We start from the raw sequence: 18,219 nt of genomic DNA on the forward strand, positions 1-18,219 counted from the left end.
CTGCCAATCGGCCAGTAAAATCATTATTCCTATTATATACCAAAAACCAACAAAATTCCGCAGGATATTTCGACATTAAGGTCGTTGGGCACCATTTCTACTATTAGCGAATGATAAATGGTGACAGGCACCAAAGCAAAAAGAAAAATCACCTGTGGTCTAGGAGGACGTAGGTGATTCTCTTGTTGAGTATCTATTTTTCTGCCACAGCTTTACTTAATCTTTTTATTTACCTTCTCCATTAATTCCTCTTCCGTTAATGCTGCTACAGGTCTGTTATTAACGAAGGCAAAGGTCTTTTTTCGACCGGGACCGCAATAGGATTGGCAGCCAACTTTAATTTCCGCATCCGGATCGATTTCTTTCAAACGAGGGATCAATGTCTTTAAATTCACGGCCTGACAATCATCACAAACACGAAATTCATTGGACATTCCATCCACCCCTTTCTATCGACAATCTATTATCTACTCACTATTTTATCCAATTAAAACCATTCGTAATTGGCCAAATACATTTATCTAACAAACGGTCTAACTCCATAGGTCATTTTACAGGTTCTTTTTTTTCAATGCAAGCTGAAATCATTAGCAACTCTTGTCAAAACCGTCTAGAATCTTTAAGTTAAAAAATCTACTATCCTTGTATTCATTTTGGTATAAACCTTGAAAAACTTGTCCATCCTAAGACTAGAACTTTAAAAGTCAGTCAAAGGAACTGACAAATTGGTAAATTCATTTAGGGAGTTGAATAATATGAAAGTTCGTCAAGATGCATGGACAGATGAAAATGACTTACTATTAGCTGAAACCGTTCTTCGTCATGTAAGGGAAGGCAGCACCCAGCTAAATGCTTTCGAAGAGGTAGGGGACAAACTAAACCGCACGTCAGCAGCCTGTGGCTTCAGATGGAATGCCGTCGTACGCCATCGCTATGAAAAAGCACTACAACTAGCGAAAAAGCAACGAAAACAAAGACAAAGAGTATTAGGAAAAGAACAAGGCGGCAAGAAAAAGCTGCTCTACAATCCGCCGGTACCTGCTACAGATGAAATAGAAACACTCGCACCAATGCATGTCGAAATGCCGATGGAAACCATTATGGACATACCGGAAATGTCAGAAATTCCAGATATGCCAGATATGCAGACAGAAATGGCCGTCGAAACGTATGTCAAGCCAGTGGCAGCACAAACCTACCGAACGGCTGCACCTACAGGTGGACTAACACTTGATTCGGTTATCTCTTATTTACAAAACTTTCATCATGCCAATCTGCAAAATGAAGCACTAAAAAGTGAGAATGAAAGATTGAAAAGAGAAATTGCTGAGTTACGGAAGCAAAACGAGGAAATGACCGCAAAAATTGAAGGTCTAGAGCAAAATACAGAAACCATTCAAGAAGATTATGAGACACTGATGAAAATCATGAATCGTGCCCGTAAACTTGTATTATTTGAAGAAGAGGAAAGACCCGCTACTAAATTCAAAATGGACCGAAACGGAAACCTAGAAAAAGTAGCAGAATAATAAGCTTTCCAAAGGAATTAAGGGAGAAGAGGCAGAGCGCAGCAGCACTTAATATAGAAAGCCGGAAATCTATTGAATAGATCTACGGCTTTTTTATATGGCTATCGATCCGGCAGTGCTGAACAGCCTACCCTTTCACCATCTCCGCAATTTTTTCATTACGGTCTACTACACGTTGGTAGTACCCAGGAAAAAACTCCAGCTCGAATTCATTGAGCTGCCCTGCATACAAGTGTTCACTATTCATGTTTAAGCAATTTAACAGCCGCAGCATTACATCGCTAATGGTCAAATCAACACCAAGCAATTCGGACAAGGAGGCCATCACCGCCGGAACAACCTCTGGATAGGAAAATTTGGTTTGCTCTTGTTTTTTCGCAAGCTGATAGAAGTCCCGTACAAGCTCCGCCCGCTTTTCACCGCTCCCATTGACGCACAAATAAATCTGCACTGCCACTCCTTTTTTTAAACGGCGCTGTGAAATACCTGCAAACTTTTTCCCGCCGATACTTAGATCATAACTTCCCGGGCAATACGAGCCGACAATTTCCCGCGCGTCAATCGATACTGGAAAATCGGCGAACATTTGTTGAATCAATTCCCACATGACATCATAGCCACGATTAATATCGATGCCCTTTTCAACCTCTGGAAAAATGAGCGAAATATTAAGGACACCCTCATCCAGCACAACCGCTAACCCGCCGGAATTCCGAACAATTGGCTGATATCCTTGGGAAGTTAAAAATTGGATGCCTTCCTGTAAAAATGGCAATCTCGTATCCTGGATCCCCAACACAACTGTATTATGATGAACCCATGTCCGTGCCGTTGCCGGTGCCTCACCAGCCCCAACAGACGCACATAAGGTATCATCTGTTCCAAAGGATTGTAATGCTTGAAAATGAATCCCAACCGCCGACTGATCAATGATCCGCCACTCGTGCTGGCGCAGTAAACCTTCCATTTTTGTAACTCCTTAATGATTAGATAGGATTATTTTATCAAAAAGATGCCAACTTAAACAGCCGCGCAAAAAAAGAGCCAGTCCTCTTTTGGACCAGCCCATTCTTTATTATAATCCTTGTGCTGCTGTAATTAACGCAAGCTTGTATACATCTTCTTCGTTACAGCCGCGAGACAGGTCATTAACCGGTGCATTTAACCCTTGTAAAATCGGGCCAACTGCCTCAAATCCGCCTAAACGCTGTGCAATTTTATAGCCGATGTTTCCTGCTTCAAGGCTTGGGAAAATAAATACATTTGCATCACCTTGTAGCACAGAACCAGGTGCTTTACTTTTTGCAACAGATGGAACAAACGCAGCATCAAACTGGAATTCGCCGTCCAATACAAGCGATGCATCGCGGCGTTTTGCTTCTGCTACAGCCTCAGCGACACGCTCGGTTTCCGGAGATTTAGCTGAACCCTTAGTTGAAAAGCTTAACATCGCAATCCGAGGCTCGATATCAAACATTTCCGCCGTTTTCGCACTCTCAATGGCAATCTCCGCTAAATCATTGCTGTCAGGTGCAATATTAATTGCACAATCAGCAAATACATATTTCTCATCTTCACGAACCATAATGAACACACCAGACGTTTTCTTCACGCCAGCTTTTGTTTTAATAATTTGAAGTGCAGGGCGCACCGTATCAGCTGTAGAGTGGGCCGCGCCACTGACAAGACCATGTGCTTTATTTAAATAAACAAGCATGGTCCCAAAATAATTTTCATCCAGCAAAATTTTGCGGGCATCCTCTTCTGTTGCCTTACCTTTACGGCGATCAACAAATGCCGCCACTAACTCATCCATACCTGCATATGTAGCCGGATCATAAATTTCTGCTGAGTCCACAGAAACGCCAACTTCTTTTGCTTTTGCCTGCACCTGTTCAATGTTCCCTACTAAAATAGGTGTAAGTAAATTTTCCTCAGCCAAACGACTGGCTGCACGAATAATCCGCTCATCTAATCCCTCTGGAAAAACAATTCGTAAATCGCGTCCAGAAATCTTCTGCTTTAAACCTTCAAATAAATCACTCACGACAATATCCTCCTTAGAAAAACTACCCTTCTAGCATACTTTACCAAGGTGAAATTTCAAGCAATGCACGTCACAGGCAGCGGTTTCATTAAAAAGTTTTTTTTTTCAAAAAATTGCACTCTTACCTTTACTATTTACCCTTTTTTATAAAAATATCCCCTTCTCTACATTTAGAGTTTTATTAAGGCGGCACTTGGCCAAACTATGATATAGTTAAGATTGGTAATAAGAAGAATGATTATCTAGGAGTGATTATAATGAGTGAAGCAGCACAAACGCTTGATGGCTGGTATTGCCTTCATGATTTCCGCACTGTTGATTGGACAACTTGGAAAATGCTTCCGGTTGATGAACGCGAAGCGGCCATTAACGAGTTCTTAAGTCTGGTTGAAAAATGGAACGAAACACAAGAACGTAAAGAAGGCAGCCATGCTTTATATACAATCGTCGGCCAAAAAGCTGATTTCATGATGATGATCCTTCGTCCTACGATGGAGGAACTAAACGAAATCGAAACCGAATTTAATAAATCCAAATTAGCAGAATTCACGATTCCTGCTCATTCCTATGTATCTGTGGTAGAACTCAGTAACTATCTGCCAGCAGGTGAAGATCCATACCAAAACCCGCAAATCCTTGCACGCCTTTATCCAACATTGCCAAAAGCGAAGCATGTCTGCTTCTACCCAATGGACAAGCGCCGTCAAGGAAATGATAACTGGTACATGCTGCCGATGGAAGAACGCCGCAGCATGATGCGCAGCCATGGTATGATTGGCCGTACATATGCAGGCAAGGTAAAACAAATTATCACTGGCTCTGTTGGCTTCGACGATTACGAGTGGGGCGTTACCCTATTCGCCGAAGACGTGCTCCAGTTTAAGAAGCTTGTCTACGAAATGCGTTTTGACGAAGTCAGCGCCCGCTACGGCGAATTTGGAGCCTTCTTCGTGGGTAACCTGCTAGAAGAAGAACGCGTTCCAAGATTCCTGCATGTTTAAACTAGAAAGCTTACGCTGTTACCTGCTTGTTATCTAGGTTCATCCATAATGTTTTTTTAAAGTTCTCGAGGCACGTGCTTGAGAACTTTTTTCTGTCTTAATCAGCTTTTCTTCCAGTCATAAATCATTCTTTTTCCTCATACTATTAAACAGCGAGTCTCAAGATTAAGCTCCGAAAGTCTCATCAAAAAGAGGTGAGAAGAGAGCCAAAAAAACTGTCACCATTTTAGGTTCAAAGGAGTATGAATAGAATTGTTAGGTCATTCGTCTATCCACAATATTATTGAATGAGTTCTATAGGAGGGAAAAAGATGAACCAATATTACGATCCACGAGGATTCCAGCCTTATACCGGAGCCGCCGGCCAGCAAGGCGCACAACCAATCGCAGGCGGTCAAGGTTTCATGCCTGGTCAGCAAGGTTTTCAGCAATTTCCACAGGCTGGTGTTGGAGGAGCGCCAACGCCTCCAGCACAAGGTGCTGCAACTGCTCCTGGCATGCTGCCAATTGAACAATCATACATCGAAAATATTCTCCGTTTGAACAAGGGAAAGTTAGTAAGTGTGTTTGCAACCTTTGAAGGAAACAATCAGTGGAATGCCAAAGAATTTAGAGGAATCATTGAAGCTGCCGGCCGGGATCACGTAATTTTAAGCGATCCGCAAGTCGGCACACGCTTCCTCATTCCGATGGTAGCGGTCGACTATATTACATTCTCAGAAGAAATTGAGTATGAATATCCATATGGCAGCGGTCCATCATTAGGCACTTATCCTCCAAGATAAAAAGAAAAGCGGAAGTGCCCAGACTACAAAAAGGGCATTGCACCACCAGCAAGGGCACTGAAAAAGTCACTGAAATGTTAGTTGTGTATGTATAGTGGCTGTTGATTTCCGCTCCAGGCGGCAAGCAGTTTTGCGGGCGTGCCGGGGAGCCTCCTCTGCGCTTTAGCGCCTGCGGGGTCTCCCCTGTCTCGTACTCCCGCAGGAGTCTTCGCCACCTTCCGCTCCAATCAACAGAGTTCTTTTACTTAGTCAATGAAAAAAAGGTATAGTCCCTCATCAAAAATGAGGATTATACCTTTTTTGGTTACTATAAGTTTTTAGAGAACTGAAAAGTTTTTCAGTTCACCAGCCCAATGCCTTTTTGACATTAAAAATTCTTTACTGCTCCAACGATTATTAATACCCATGCGGCCAAAAAGCAAACTCCGCCTATCGGTGTAATCGCGCCTAATACACTTACTTTTGTAAGGCTAAGCAGGTACAAGCTGCCGCTGAAAAAAACAATCCCTGCCAGCATTAACCAGCCGGACCAATTAAATACGGAGTTCATTGGCACTTTTCCAAGAAGCAGACCAATCATAAGAATTCCCATGGCGTGAAACATCTGATAGGTTACACCTGTTTTCCAAATATCTAAATAATGGGCATCCAGTCTGTCCTTTAGTCCATGTGCACCAAATGCGCCGAGCGCGACTGCCAAAAAGGCATTAATGGCCCCAACAATAATAAATACTTTCATATTAAAATTCCCCCATTTTAAAAATCGAATAGTGAATCCCCATTTGCCTCATCATCCATTTCAAGCTTTTTAGGCTGCTGTAAGGATGAGCCCTGCTGAAATACTTGTTGATTCATTATTGGCTGTTGATAGACCTGGGGTGTGATGGCCGGCTGTGCGGTTACTGCAGCGGGTTTCACACTAGATTGCTTTTCATCTAGTATAAGTTCGCATAATATTTTAATAGAGTAAATCTTTTCCCGTAAGTGCTCTTCTTTAGCACTAGTTTTAGCTAATCTTAATTCCGTTTCTATTTTGGCCAGTAATTTCTCAACAGATATATTCATGTGTGACACCTCTAAGTTCAATCTCATTATTATTCTACATGATTATTGCCTATTTTACGAAAAAATAGACTTTACCCGTTTTTCGACATGTTCCACGTGAAACATGTCGTAATAAAGGTTAAAAACACCCTATTTCAGGTCATGTAGAAAACTTAACGATTGGCGAACCGCAATGTACAAATGGCAGAGGGCAGTTGCATTAATATCCCTGATTGAAAAGTTATACTTACTATCGACAAAAAAACCCGAACCAAACTTGGTCCGAGCTTCCCTTTATCCTAATATTCGTTGATAGACTGACTTGGCATGCGTCAAATCTTTCGTTCCATGAATGAGTGCACGGCCATCTTGAAAAATAACCATCCGTTCCGCGCCCATTTCAACTGATATCAAGTATGGATTGCCTTTAACTTGGTAATCTAACGAACTTAGCTGTCCCGCAAGCTTCTCAAGCGAAATATCTCCATAACTAGACGGCCGAATCTGTACGGTATCACGGCCGCACAGCACAGTCGTCTTTGTCCTATTTTCTTGGTCCAAATATGGATAAGTCCGCTCCTCTCCGCAAGACAAGCAGCCGGCAAATTTTGCTTTGGACATTTTTAGGCTTGTGTATTGATTTCGCCATAAATCAAAGCTGACAAAGGTGGTGCGGACTGCATCCCAATCCTCGACTAGCATCTTCAAGGCCTCAGCGGTTTGGTGGGCAATGACCATTTGCACAGCAGGCGATATAATTCCTCCCGTATCACAGGTCATTCCTTGAAGCGGAATGGTCCGCAGCAAGCAATTTAAACATGGTGCTTTCCCGGGTATAATCGAAAAACTCATCCCAAAACTGCCGACACAGGCCCCATAAATCCACGGAATGTTATATTTCTGGGAAACATCGTTCATCACCATTCGAGTCTCAAAATTATCAGTCGCATCGATCATTAAATCAATACCGGCAATCCATTCTTCCAGCAGTTCCGGAGTGGCATCACCAATAATCGCACGTATTTCGACATCGGAGTTAATCGCCCGCAGCCGTTTTTCTGCTGCCGCTGCTTTTGGCAGTTTTTCGGCCACATCTTCTTCGGTATAAAGCTGCTGGCGCTGAAGGTTGCTCGACTCCACATAGTCTCGATCAACGATGGTTAATTTCCCAACTCCGGCCCGGGTCAGTACCTCAGCACTCCCGGAGCCTAAAGCCCCAGCCCCAATGATGAGAACATGCTTTTGACTAATCTTGGCCTGACCCTCTTTGCCGATTCCCGGAAAGAGCTCCTGCCGTGAATATCGTTCTTTCATAAAATCTTCCCCCAATCGATAAGAAAAGCGCAAGGCGCCCGCTTAGCGGCGACAAGCACAAGACGAGCCGGCCGAAAGGTTGTTCTTTAACCTTTTGGACGGATTGAACTAAATGTGGAGGCGACTGTTCTGGGACTCTAGGCTAAGACGCACCCTGTAAAAAGGCGTTTTTTGCCATCTTCAGGGGGTGGCTTAGACTTGCGTCCCAAGGAGCCGCAACTGGATATGCTTGTGACCTCGAGCCGCTGGCGCCTGGAGCTGGACAATTCTCGAAGTCAAGATTTATACTTTCTTATCTTATAAGAAAAACTCGCCTTACCTGGCGAGCTTATATTCGTTCAACTGGTTTTACATCAACCACCGCTTACAGGTGGAATGAAGGCAACCTCATCGCCTTCACGAATCACCTCATCATTAGAGGCAAACTCTTCATTAATAGCAGTCATGACGGTATCCATCCGCGGCAAATCATACTTAGCCGCTAATTCTGCTTTCAAATCGGCAACCGTTTTGCCAGCGGCCTCTAACGACAAAAACTCTTCACCAACTGCATCACGCAAATGCGCAAAGAACAAAACCTTATTCATCTAAATCACCCGCCTCTGGTTTACCGCTCGGATAAGCAACCGTTTCAAGCTGATTGCCCATCCACTCTTCGCCATCCTCCCAATGTTCCTTCTTCCAGATTGGGACGATTTCCTTAATTCGTTCAATCGCATAACGATTGGCTTCATATGCATCCGCCCGATGCGGCGTTGAGATGGCAATCACGACCGCAACATCGGTAATATCTAAACGGCCGACACGGTGCGTAATCGCCGCCTTAGAACCTTCCCAGCGTTCCTCTATTTCCCGGCCAATCTGCTCCAGCTTCTTGACCGCCATTGCTTCATAAGCTTCATAGATTAAAAACAAGGTTTTCTTGCCCTTCGTAAGTTCCCGGACTGTCCCAATAAAGGTGGTAATCGCACCGGCTTCACGTTGAACTACTTTATCAATCACCGCTTGAATATCAATTGGATCCTTTGAGATTTCATACAGCTTCATTCTTTCACCTCTTCTGTCAAACACTTAGGTACCGCGTTATCGACCACTTGATAGCCGCCAATCTTCTCGACCTGCTCTTTAAAGGCAGGTGATTGGATGATTTCCATAAGCTGACGGCCGCTGTCACTCTCATAAAACTCCCGCATCATCACTAAATCGTATTCTTCATCCGCAACCGGAATAAAATCTAATCCCATTGCCTTCGCCGCCGGGTAAATTCCTAGTCCTGCCACAGACACATCACCCTTCACTTCCGCCGCTACTGCTAAATGCGAAAACATCTCGCGCTCATAACCAGGGATTTCCTCTGCGCTAAGTCCGGCTTCTTCCAGCAGCAAATCAAAAAGAATGCGGGTCCCCGCTCCCTTTTGCCGATTAACAAAGCTGGCGCCGGCCCTAACTAAGTCTGTGACGTTTTCTATTCCCAGCGGATTGCCCTGTGGAAGAATCCAGCCTTGCTTCCTTTTTAAAAAGGGATAAAGAATTACTTCTTGTCCTGCTAATAATTTATTTACATAGGATATATTGTACTGTTTTGTACTTGGGTCTAGCAAATGAATCCCCGCTACATGGGCCTCCCCTTTTCGGATCGCCATAATGCCAGCCATACTGCCGACATGGGAGGAAACAATTTTCATCTCAGTCCGTTCGTGTTTCAACTGAGAGGATAACAGATCAATGGTTAGATCATGGCTGCCGCTAAACACGATTGCTTTTTTGATTTCTTCTAGCGGACGTAATAATTCGATTTCAGCCTTATCACCCTGTTCATAGCCGCTAATGTTAGGAGGGACGATTAACAGTCCATCTGCCCGCACATAGGACATGGTTACCCCTGCTGCCCGGGTGAGCGGATTGGCCACAAATTGCCCATTCACATAGCCGATATTCATTCGGATAAAATCCTCTGCTCCCATCGAGGAAACAATGCGGCGGCCAAGCTTGACCGATACCGTTTCCCGCTTAGGAACAGGTATCCCTAAATACTTGCAGATTAATGGCTGAACAAACCATTCAAGCGCCAAATAGGCAGATACTGGGTAACCCGGAACACCCACAACGATTTTGCCGTTTATTTTTCCTAAAATGACGGGTTTACCAGGCCGTGCGGCGACCCCATGCGTAAACACTTCGCCGATTTCTGAGATAATATGGACGGTAAAGTCCTTTCGTCCTGCTGAAGATCCGGCATTAATGACAATGATATCGGAGGTTTCCGCTGCTTCCAATAGAACTTCTTTAATCCTTTCAGGCTCATCCTTTACAGTTCTGTGAAGGCTCGGCTCTCCGCCCCAATTCTTTACAAACCCAGAAAAAACGGTGCCGTTAAACTCAATAATTTTTCCAGGTGCTAATTCAGCATGGGCCTCAACCAATTCATTCCCCGTTGGAATAATCGTTACGACCGGCTTCTTAACGACCGGTACCGTCAGCTGCTGTGCCGCCAGCAGCACCCCTAAATCAGCTGGTCTTAACGTATGGCCTTGCGAGAACAGCATCTCTTCCTGAACAATATCCTCGCCAATGGGGCGGATATGCTGCCACGGGGTGGCTGGTTCGATAATTTCAATCGTTTCTTCGTCCACGATATGGACATGCTCAATCATAATCACCGCATTAAAAGGTGAAGGAATCTCGTTACCCGTATCTACAAAGCAAAACTGTTTGCCAATCTTAAGATAGAGCGGATTTTGTTCGTGCGCCTGGTAGGTACTCTCGGCAACGACGGCAATCCCATCCATGGCAGAGGCGTGGTAGTGCGGCATGGAAACATGCGCAAAGATCGGCTCAGCGGTCACACGGCCTAGAGCGTCAACCGCTGAAATGATTTCTATTTCAGGGGTCTCTTGAAAGGCTGCAAGAATTTCCTTTCTTGCTTCTGCCCGGGGTTTATCTTCTAAATAAATTTTTCGTTTATATTGTTTGTTTTCCATTGAATAAGACCCCTTACCTTGATGGAATCACAGGAACCCATTCACCCTGTGATACTCCCTCTTTTTCTGAACGAATCTCGACAATACCATCACTTTTTACCAATGTGGTAATCAAGCCAGATTTTCCGATGATCGGCTCAGCCCACCACTCGCTCTCTTTTTCATAGAGACGGACGCGGATATAATCGGCCCGGCCCATAGATGATGGGATATTCTTGGTGATCTTTGCAAAAACCCGCTCCGGTTTCCGCTCGCTTTGTTCTCCTTTGAGATGACGGAGTACACGTTCACCGAACAGCTTAAAGATGATCATTGCACTTGCAGGATGTCCTGGGAGACCTATTACAGGCTTTCCATTTGCTACTGCTAGAATGGTGGGTTTTCCCGGCTTAATACTAATCCCGTGAACGAATACTCCCGGCTCTCCTAACGATTGAATGACCTCTGTTGTATAGTCCTTCGCTCCAACCGAACTGCCGCCTGAAAGGATTAAACAATCAACCTCATCATAAAGGGCGCGTGCACGCTCTCGAAATTCGGCAAAGTCGTCACGGACAATCCCCCCATATACCACATCGACATTCCACTCCCGGGCTAGTCCAGCAATCGTTAGATAGTTTATATCGCGGATTTGCCCCTCTTGCAATGTCTCTGTTTGGTAAGGGACAATTTCATCACCGGAAGAAAGATAACCAACTTTTAATTTTCTAAAAACCTCCACGTGTGTAACACCTAAGGAGGCAAGCGCACCTAATTCCTGCGGCCTGAGCTTTGTACCCGGGCTTAGAATCGTTTCTCCTTCTCGAATATCTTCACCCGCCCGAATCACATTTTCCCCAGGAGCAATCTGCTTGTACGTATTGAGGAGCGTATCGACATCCTCACAGTGTTCAATCATTATAACGCTGTCACTGCCCTTTGGAAGCATGCCGCCTGTCGGAACGTAAACAGCCGTTCCTTGAGTTACTTCCACTGTTGGGACTTCACCCATTCTTACTTCACCTGTAACGGTTAAAAAGCCAGGCATGGATTCAGAGGAACCATACGTATCCTTCGCACGGACGGCGTAACCATCCACAGTTGAACGATCGAAACCCGGCACATTTTCCTTGGCAGCCACAGGACCCGCTAATATATAATGGAGGGCCAGAGAGAGCTCTCTGATCTCGGTTTGCTCAATGGCCGGAATTTTTTCATCAATCAAGGTAAATGTTTCTTCAACTGTTTTGACTTTGAAAAATTGCATGATTCCCTTACTCCCCCTTAAATAAAACCGATATGGTTATAAATCGGCTTCAGCCCACTTTTTGGCTTCTTCATATTCCTCTGGATGATTCATATTAAAAAACACTTTAGCTAAGTCCATATGACTATAGGTTTCTAGTTCTTTTTCGGTTAGATACAAAACGTTCAATTGGTCGAGCAGATGTTTCACCCTCAGCTGACCTGCCTTCAGCCGTTCCTCAACAACCGCCGCTGTTTCTTTTTTAAAAACAGAGAATAACGGATGCTGTTTGCCGTTAATCACAGGTATGACCGCATCATAGTGAAAGGCATTGTGAACCAGAGCTTCAGCCAGCTCCCCAGACACAAACGGCATATCACAGGCTACAATAAAGTTAACATCGTATTCCGAAGCTGTAAGGCCTGCGTGTACCCCGGCAAGCGGTCCCATGCCAGGGTATTGATCCGGAACCATCCGCACACCCAAAAATTCATATTGTTCAGAATTATTTGTTACAAGAATTATATCATCAAAAAGAAATTTTAGTTGGTCAACTATTCTTTCAATATTCATTTTTTCATTTATTTTCAGCAGGGCTTTGTTTGTGCCCATACGGCTGGATTTCCCGCCTGCTAGAATAATAGCTGCAGCTTTCATTTAAAGAAGCACCTTCTTAATTGGTCTCTTTCTTATCCCCGACGCAATTGTATCCTTTTTCCTGGGCAACCATGTCGAGATGTATAGAGTTAAGGTCTAATAATGCGACGGACGGTTTTGTAATATATTGTCTGCTATCAATTATTTTAATATAGCCATTGCACTCCTCGCAAACTTGAATTTTCGAGGTTACCTCGCCTTCAATTTCTAAAAAGTAAATGGTTTCATGATTTTCATTACCGCAGTGCGAACACTCCAGCCTTCGAGCCGGCCAATGAGCGAAGCAGCGCGGGCAGTGGATTACTTTTTTCCCGTCCTCATCAATAGCCGCTACCCTTACAGGTTCACCGCAAACTGGACATACACCAGAGACGGTGTGGTCAATGGCGTGCTGTACCTTTTCTGCCGTTAGCTGCAGATAGGGGCGAAGGGCAGTTTCAGCAAGGAAATGCGGAATCCATTCTTCCACATTATTTTCCTCTGCGAAGGATGCAAAATAAACATGATTAAAAGCAAAGGCCTCTTCAATCCAGCGGATCGCTGTTGCCTCGTCCAGCAAGTTGTTGATACATGAAAGCTTCGGCTCTAATGCAGGATTATTTTTTATAAGAAGAGCAACCGCTTCATCTATCCACTGTAAAAATAGTGAAATTTCAAAATCAATCGCCGTAAGTGCCGCCGCAGGGACCCCGGCCTCCATGGCCGCTTTATCCAGGTTTGGTCTAATGGTCTCCGGATTGCGCTGGTGTTTCCATTGTTCTTGAAGCGCGGCGATTTCTTTTTGCAATTCCTGGTATTCTTTTGAAACAACAGATTTAATCATATTTGCACACCTCTTATATTCATTTTTAATTTGTTTCCAGACCTATCCATTTTTTATGTGTACAAGATACTTTATGAACGCCCCATTTGTACTCCAAAAATACATATCTTATTAGGAAATGGCTGTCTTTTATCCGACAGCCATTCCTTTTTTAACTATTAGACTTAGGTAACTGTCCAGCTTCATTGACTGCAGGCTCGGGATCATGAACCTCAAGTCAAGGCGCTTGGTATTTTTAGATTATCAGGCACCTTTTTTATGCTTAGGGTCATCTAAGTTAGGGAAGTTGCCTTTTTTCACTTCTTCATCATACCAGTCTGGGTAATGGCCTTTTGCCCACCAAGCAGGTACTTTTCCTGTTATGACACCAGAATATCCAGGTCTTGAGTGCCTGTGCACAACAGAGAGATAAACGTGGCCTACAATAACAGCAATTCCTAATCCAAAACCAACGTTGTGCAGGAAGTAGCCCCATTGCACAACGGCTCTTGGGAAATACTCAGGGAACCACATGGTTAAACCTGATGCAATAACTAGGATTGCACAGAAAATCTGGATGACGGAGTTAATTTTTTCTCCGGCATTAAAGAAAGTCTGCCGGATATGCTTAAAATTAAAGCCAAACAATTCCTTAACAAATTCACTGAAAAATTCAAGATCGCGTTTTTTCCATGTAATCAATTCCTTCATCCAATGCATGAAGAATTTTGGACTAAAAATCAGTAAGATGAAGGTAGGTGTTATAAAGATGACAGCAAAAATCCGGTGCAATAGCCGGGCCATGGCTGGGCCGCCCAATACCGGGTAAAGCCAGTCAAAGAATTCGGTATACATTGGCAGAGCCGTAATATAAAGAGCAAAGAAGGCAATTCCATTTATGGCATGTGCCCAAACAAATGCCTTTGGAAAACGGCGAATTTGTTCATTTGCTTTTGGATGCTTCTGATAATTACTCATGGCTTTCACCTCCATCTTCATGACCTTTGGATCTTCTACTAATGATATTATTGGTGATAAATGCCCCAACTACTGCCATTGTAGTGGCTCCAATCATCATTTTTCCAATTGGTTGAGCGTAATCTTTCCAAAGAACTGCGGAGGTTGGTACCTTAGGGTTTTCTGGCAGTCCGTAAACACTTGGCCGCTCTGCTAAAAGATAGATGGTATGTGTACCGCCGACGCCTTCTGGATTATAGATATTGGCATTAGGAAAACGATCCTTAACCTCCGCTAAGCGTTTCTGGGCTCTGGCAAGCATTTCATCTTTTTTGCCAAACTGCATCGCATCGGTATGACAAGTCGTCACACAGGCCGGCTGTAAGCCCTCTTCGAGACGGTCCGTACACATCGTACACTTTTGAGATTTTTTGTATTCTTTACCGTTCTTATCTTTATAAGTTTTTAATGAAATCACTTCAAATGGACAGTTTTGTACGCAATAGCCGCAGCCTACGCACTTATCATGGTCAATCACAACAGATCCAAATTTTGAATAGCTGATCGCGTTCTCTGGGCATACCTTTTCACAGGCAGCCGTATCACAATGGAAGCAGGATGAGTGACGGAAAAGGTATTCTAAATCGCCTTTTCCGTTTTCATGCTCTACATATTGGAGAACATTCCATGTATCAGCACTTGTTTTTGGATGTGATTGAGCACTTCCTTGGAACGCGGTTACTTCTGCCGGAAGGTCATTCCAGTTTTTACAGGCAACCATGCAGGCCTTACAGCCATCACATCTGGTAACGTCAACGTATTTTACGTATTCAGCCATCGTTAAGCCCTCCTTATGTCACATAGGAATGCTTTATATTCCGGAATCATCGTGTTGGCATCCCCAATATGTGGAGTCAGGCGGTTCGCTGTTGCTCCTGTTGCGTACCCTTTGTATCCAAAATTCCAAGGCATTCCAATCTGGTGCACTTTTTTGCCCTTAACCGTAAACGGTTTGTAGCGTTTTGTTACCATAGCATAAGCTTCAATTTTACCGCGGGCAGAGGTAACGATCACTTTGTCTTTATTGTTGATACCTTTTTCTTTAGCCAATTCTTCACTAATTTCCACATACATGTATCTTGCGATCTCAGCCAGCCACTCTTGGTTACGCGTCATGGTTCCTGACTGCCAGTGTGCTTCGACCCTGTAAGTAGTCGCCACAATCGGATAGTCCACTTTAAAGCCTCGTTTGTTAAAGTCTCCATCATTAATGACAATCGCTGGGTTATATTCGACTGATGAGAAGGCATTTGGTACAGGGCTCTCATATGGTTCATAGTGTTCAGGGAATGGACCGTCATTCATGGTTGGAGCAAATAATAATGCGACTCCATCTTTGTTCATCATGAAGGCACCTGTTCCGCCTGGTTCAGTTGGCGCTGTGACTGCTTTAAAGTCAGGGACATCGTTACCGATCCATTTCTTCTGAGCAGCATCCCACCAAATCACTGCTTTTTCCTGACTCCACGGCTTACCGCTTGGATCTGCCGAGGAACGGTTGTATAGAATTCGGCGGTTAGCCGGCCAAGCAAATGACCAGTTTAAGAAGTTTCCTCCGCCTGTGTCTTTATTATCGCGGCGCTGCGATAGGTTTTTGCTCTCTTCAGGATAAAAACCGGAATAAATCCAGTTACCACTTGACGTTGTACCATCATCTTTTAAATCACCAAAGGTCTTGAGCAATTTACCCGTTTTTAGATCATAGCCGTTAATTTCCTTGGCAATTTGGTCAAGATCTGGTGCTTCGCCAGTTCCATAAATCCACTCAAGTGCTAAGAATGGCTTATCGGCAGATTTTGGGCTATTGGCATAGAGCTTTTTAAGTTTCATAGCCAATTCATGAACAATATCAAGGTCCGGACGGGATTCTCCTTTTGGCTCAATGGCTTTCCAACGGTATTGCATCCAACGCGAGCTGTTTGAAATACTTCCTTCTTTTTCATATGAAGAACATGCTGGAAGCAGGAAGACTTCTGTATTAATGCTGCCTGGGTCATTGCCGGCTTCTTTTTGCCAGAAGGCTGATGTTTCTGTTTCCCAAAGGTCAACCGCAACCAGCCATTTGAGGTTGCCAAGAGCTTCTTTTTCCTTGCCGGCATTTGGTCCGCCGACAACTGGATTGGTGCCCCAAAGGAATGCACCTTCAAGTTCATTGTTGTACATGGCTTTAAATAAGTTAATGTGTGAGTAGTTTTTATTCCCCTTTGGTAAGAAGTGATACCCAAACTCATTATCCTTGGTTGCATTTCCGCCATACCATGCTTTTAATAGGCTGACAACAAATTTAGGTTTGTTGCTCCAATAGCCTGATGGCGGGGTTTCCTTTTTCAAGTATCCAGAAAGTGTAGCATGTTCAGGAAGAGTTGCTTTTGGCGCAGCAAGATAACCTGTTAAGTTATCCCACAGTAAACCAAAGTCGGTAGAGCCTTGAACATTGGATTCACCGCGCATCGCATTGATTCCTCCGCCTGGCAGCCCAATATTACCTAATAGAAGCTGCAGAATGGCAAAGATTCGGACGTTTTGCGAACCAACTGTATGCTGAGTAGTCCCCATCGCGTAGAGAATGGTACCTGATTTACCTACTTTTCCTGTTTCACAGAAGGCTTTACAAACCTTCAAGTAATCTTCTTTTGGTGTTCCTGTTACGGCTGTGACGGTATCCACATCGTAGCGGGAATAATGCTGCCTCATTAATTGGAAAACCGAACGAGGATTCTGTAAGGTTTCATCTTTTACCGGTTTTCCATCAGGAGTGGTTTCAATCGCCCACTTTGTTTTATCATAAACTCGTTTTGCTTCATCATAACCGGAGAAAAGGCCATCTTTAAAATCGTAGCCTTCTTTCACGATAAAGGAAGCATTCGTATATTTCACAACATACTCTTTGTGAATGAGATTGTTTTCAATAGCATATTTAATCATACCGCCGACAAACGGAATATCCGTACCGGAGCGAAGCGGGGCATAGAGATCAGATACTGCAGATGTACGTGTATAACGCGGATCCACGCTGATGATTTTTCCGCCCTTTTCTTTCGCTTTTGTCAGCCATCTAAAACTGATTGGATGATTTTCAGCAGGGTTTGCTCCCATAATAAGGGCACAATCTGTCCACTGAAGGTCATTCCAGTGATTAGTCATTGCTCCACGACCAAATGTAGGTGCCAGACCGGCAACCGTAGAACTATGTCATATTCGTGCCTGGTGCTCTAAATAAGTGACACCAAGCCCTCTCATTAATTTTGAAACTAAATACGTTTCTTCGTTATCAAGTGCCGCGCCGCCAAGGCTGGCAATCTTTTCTGTTTTATTTACGATAATGCCAGCTTCTTTCTCAACAAATGAAGCATCACGTGTTTCCTTCGTACGTTTGGCGATGGTGTCAAGCATCCATTCCCAATCTTTTCCTTCCCACTTATTGCTGCCCGGCGCACGATATAGTGGTTTGGTCAGCCTTTTTTCAGAAGTATAAATTTGTCGTAATGTCGTTCCTTTACTGCATAGCTTACCTTCGTTAATTGGGTTATCCGGATCCCCTTCCGTATAAACCACGGTATTATTTTTGGTGTGGACAAGTATCCCGCATCCTACACCACAAAAGCAGCAAATGGTTGGTGTTACAGTAGCTTTGGCAATCTTGAAATCTTTTGTTTTTGCATAGGCTTTTTTATCATTAAAGCCCAGTTCTACTACAGCAAGCGTAGCAGCCGTTGCACCAGACAGTTTTAAGAATTGCCGGCGATTTAAGTTCATTTCAACCATCACTATTCTCCTTCCCCCAAAATGATTAGACATCCCCCTTAAAGCTTAAACC

General features: G+C 43.9%; 18 protein-coding genes. 3 read left to right on the top strand and 15 right to left on the bottom strand.

Features of this window, described 5'->3' with window-relative positions:
- Nucleotides 1–212 precede the first annotated feature (212 nt).
- Nucleotides 213–434, bottom strand: coding sequence for a DUF1450 domain-containing protein (locus V7266_RS11695; RefSeq protein WP_335468059.1), 222 nt, complete (start codon nucleotides 432–434; stop codon nucleotides 213–215).
- Between the two features lie 321 nt (nucleotides 435–755).
- Between V7266_RS11695 and V7266_RS11700 the strand changes: the two genes are divergently transcribed.
- Nucleotides 756–1,529: an RsfA family transcriptional regulator gene (locus tag V7266_RS11700; RefSeq protein ID WP_335468060.1), complete on the top strand. Its 774-nt coding sequence runs from the start codon at nucleotides 756–758 to the stop codon at nucleotides 1,527–1,529.
- Nucleotides 1,530–1,656: 127 nt separating this feature from the next.
- On the opposite strand, the gene V7266_RS11705 is transcribed toward V7266_RS11700, so the two are convergent.
- Together V7266_RS11705 and pta are read right to left on the bottom strand one after the other, a co-directional pair.
- Nucleotides 1,657–2,496, bottom strand: coding sequence for a lipoate--protein ligase family protein (locus V7266_RS11705; RefSeq protein WP_335468061.1), 840 nt, complete (start codon nucleotides 2,494–2,496; stop codon nucleotides 1,657–1,659).
- Between the two features lie 108 nt (nucleotides 2,497–2,604).
- Nucleotides 2,605–3,576 (bottom strand): phosphate acetyltransferase, encoded by a 972-nt coding sequence (pta, locus tag V7266_RS11710; RefSeq protein WP_335468062.1) that lies wholly within the window; start codon nucleotides 3,574–3,576, stop codon nucleotides 2,605–2,607.
- A gap of 257 nt (nucleotides 3,577–3,833) precedes the next feature.
- Between pta and hemQ the strand changes: the two genes are divergently transcribed.
- Nucleotides 3,834–4,577, top strand: a complete 744-nt coding sequence (hemQ, locus tag V7266_RS11715; RefSeq protein WP_335468063.1) for a hydrogen peroxide-dependent heme synthase — start codon at nucleotides 3,834–3,836, stop codon at nucleotides 4,575–4,577.
- Between the two features lie 311 nt (nucleotides 4,578–4,888).
- The gene (gerQ, locus tag V7266_RS11720) at nucleotides 4,889–5,362 is read left to right on the top strand and encodes a spore coat protein GerQ (RefSeq protein WP_335468064.1); all 474 of its coding nucleotides are present in this window, start codon (nucleotides 4,889–4,891) and stop codon (nucleotides 5,360–5,362) included.
- A 367-nt stretch (nucleotides 5,363–5,729) separates the two neighbouring features.
- Here gerQ and V7266_RS11725 read toward each other — a convergent pair whose 3' ends face one another.
- From V7266_RS11725 to fdnG, 12 genes are all read right to left on the bottom strand, one after another.
- Nucleotides 5,730–6,101 carry a DUF423 domain-containing protein gene (locus V7266_RS11725; RefSeq protein WP_335468065.1) on the bottom strand — a complete coding sequence of 124 codons (372 nt, stop codon included), beginning with the start codon at nucleotides 6,099–6,101 and terminating at the stop codon, nucleotides 5,730–5,732.
- Nucleotides 6,102–6,118: 17 nt separating this feature from the next.
- Nucleotides 6,119–6,427, bottom strand: a complete 309-nt coding sequence (locus tag V7266_RS11730) for a YwdI family protein (protein WP_335468066.1) — start codon at nucleotides 6,425–6,427, stop codon at nucleotides 6,119–6,121.
- A 273-nt stretch (nucleotides 6,428–6,700) separates the two neighbouring features.
- A complete protein-coding gene (locus tag V7266_RS11735) occupies nucleotides 6,701–7,720 on the bottom strand; it encodes a thiazole biosynthesis adenylyltransferase ThiF (protein ID WP_335468067.1) in 1,020 nt (339 codons plus the stop codon).
- Between the two features lie 353 nt (nucleotides 7,721–8,073).
- Nucleotides 8,074–8,307, bottom strand: a complete 234-nt coding sequence (moaD, locus tag V7266_RS11740) for a molybdopterin converting factor subunit 1 (protein WP_335468068.1) — start codon at nucleotides 8,305–8,307, stop codon at nucleotides 8,074–8,076.
- Nucleotides 8,300–8,767, bottom strand: coding sequence for a molybdenum cofactor biosynthesis protein MoaE (locus V7266_RS11745; RefSeq protein ID WP_335468069.1), 468 nt, complete (start codon nucleotides 8,765–8,767; stop codon nucleotides 8,300–8,302). Before V7266_RS11745 ends, moaD begins: the two co-directional genes overlap by 8 nt.
- Nucleotides 8,764–10,701: a molybdopterin biosynthesis protein gene (locus V7266_RS11750; RefSeq protein ID WP_335468070.1), complete on the bottom strand. Its 1,938-nt coding sequence runs from the start codon at nucleotides 10,699–10,701 to the stop codon at nucleotides 8,764–8,766. Before V7266_RS11750 ends, V7266_RS11745 begins: the two co-directional genes overlap by 4 nt.
- Nucleotides 10,702–10,714: 13 nt before the next feature.
- A complete protein-coding gene (locus V7266_RS11755) occupies nucleotides 10,715–11,947 on the bottom strand; it encodes a molybdopterin molybdotransferase MoeA (protein ID WP_335468071.1) in 1,233 nt (410 codons plus the stop codon).
- 36 nt (nucleotides 11,948–11,983) lie between these two features.
- Nucleotides 11,984–12,583 carry a molybdenum cofactor guanylyltransferase gene (gene mobA, locus V7266_RS11760; protein ID WP_335468072.1) on the bottom strand — a complete coding sequence of 200 codons (600 nt, stop codon included), beginning with the start codon at nucleotides 12,581–12,583 and terminating at the stop codon, nucleotides 11,984–11,986.
- Between the two features lie 16 nt (nucleotides 12,584–12,599).
- A complete protein-coding gene (locus tag V7266_RS11765; protein WP_438825769.1) occupies nucleotides 12,600–13,406 on the bottom strand; it encodes a formate dehydrogenase accessory protein FdhE in 807 nt (268 codons plus the stop codon).
- A 243-nt stretch (nucleotides 13,407–13,649) separates the two neighbouring features.
- Nucleotides 13,650–14,363 (bottom strand): formate dehydrogenase subunit gamma, encoded by a 714-nt coding sequence (locus tag V7266_RS11770; RefSeq protein ID WP_335468073.1) that lies wholly within the window; start codon nucleotides 14,361–14,363, stop codon nucleotides 13,650–13,652.
- The gene (locus V7266_RS11775) at nucleotides 14,356–15,180 is read right to left on the bottom strand and encodes a 4Fe-4S dicluster domain-containing protein (protein ID WP_335468074.1); all 825 of its coding nucleotides are present in this window, start codon (nucleotides 15,178–15,180) and stop codon (nucleotides 14,356–14,358) included. The genes V7266_RS11770 and V7266_RS11775 overlap by 8 nt, the downstream gene beginning before the upstream one ends.
- A 2-nt stretch (nucleotides 15,181–15,182) precedes the next feature.
- Nucleotides 15,183–18,158: a formate dehydrogenase-N subunit alpha gene (gene fdnG, locus V7266_RS11780; protein WP_335468134.1), complete on the bottom strand. Its 2,976-nt coding sequence runs from the start codon at nucleotides 18,156–18,158 to the stop codon at nucleotides 15,183–15,185.
- Nucleotides 18,159–18,219: the final 61 nt, after the last annotated feature.

It is taken from the genome of Neobacillus drentensis, from assembly GCF_036965645.1.
Classification (GTDB): Bacteria; Bacillota; Bacilli; order Bacillales; family Cytobacillaceae; genus Neobacillus; species Neobacillus drentensis_D.

Coding starts and splice junctions, on each gene's coding strand:
- V7266_RS11695 (WP_335468059.1), bottom strand. CDS start 434: ATGTCCAATGAATTTCGTGTTTGTGATGATTGTCAGGCCGTGAATTTA.
- V7266_RS11700 (WP_335468060.1), top strand. CDS start 756: ATGAAAGTTCGTCAAGATGCATGGACAGATGAAAATGACTTACTATTA.
- V7266_RS11705 (WP_335468061.1), bottom strand. CDS start 2,496: ATGGAAGGTTTACTGCGCCAGCACGAGTGGCGGATCATTGATCAGTCG.
- hemQ (WP_335468063.1), top strand. CDS start 3,834: ATGAGTGAAGCAGCACAAACGCTTGATGGCTGGTATTGCCTTCATGAT.
- gerQ (WP_335468064.1), top strand. CDS start 4,889: ATGAACCAATATTACGATCCACGAGGATTCCAGCCTTATACCGGAGCC.
- V7266_RS11725 (WP_335468065.1), bottom strand. CDS start 6,101: ATGAAAGTATTTATTATTGTTGGGGCCATTAATGCCTTTTTGGCAGTC.
- V7266_RS11730 (WP_335468066.1), bottom strand. CDS start 6,427: ATGAATATATCTGTTGAGAAATTACTGGCCAAAATAGAAACGGAATTA.
- V7266_RS11735 (WP_335468067.1), bottom strand. CDS start 7,720: ATGAAAGAACGATATTCACGGCAGGAGCTCTTTCCGGGAATCGGCAAA.
- moaD (WP_335468068.1), bottom strand. CDS start 8,307: ATGAATAAGGTTTTGTTCTTTGCGCATTTGCGTGATGCAGTTGGTGAA.
- V7266_RS11745 (WP_335468069.1), bottom strand. CDS start 8,767: ATGAAGCTGTATGAAATCTCAAAGGATCCAATTGATATTCAAGCGGTG.
- V7266_RS11750 (WP_335468070.1), bottom strand. CDS start 10,701: ATGGAAAACAAACAATATAAACGAAAAATTTATTTAGAAGATAAACCC.
- V7266_RS11755 (WP_335468071.1), bottom strand. CDS start 11,947: ATGCAATTTTTCAAAGTCAAAACAGTTGAAGAAACATTTACCTTGATT.
- mobA (WP_335468072.1), bottom strand. CDS start 12,583: ATGAAAGCTGCAGCTATTATTCTAGCAGGCGGGAAATCCAGCCGTATG.
- V7266_RS11765 (WP_438825769.1), bottom strand. CDS start 13,406: ATGATTAAATCTGTTGTTTCAAAAGAATACCAGGAATTGCAAAAAGAA.
- V7266_RS11770 (WP_335468073.1), bottom strand. CDS start 14,363: ATGAGTAATTATCAGAAGCATCCAAAAGCAAATGAACAAATTCGCCGT.
- V7266_RS11775 (WP_335468074.1), bottom strand. CDS start 15,180: ATGGCTGAATACGTAAAATACGTTGACGTTACCAGATGTGATGGCTGT.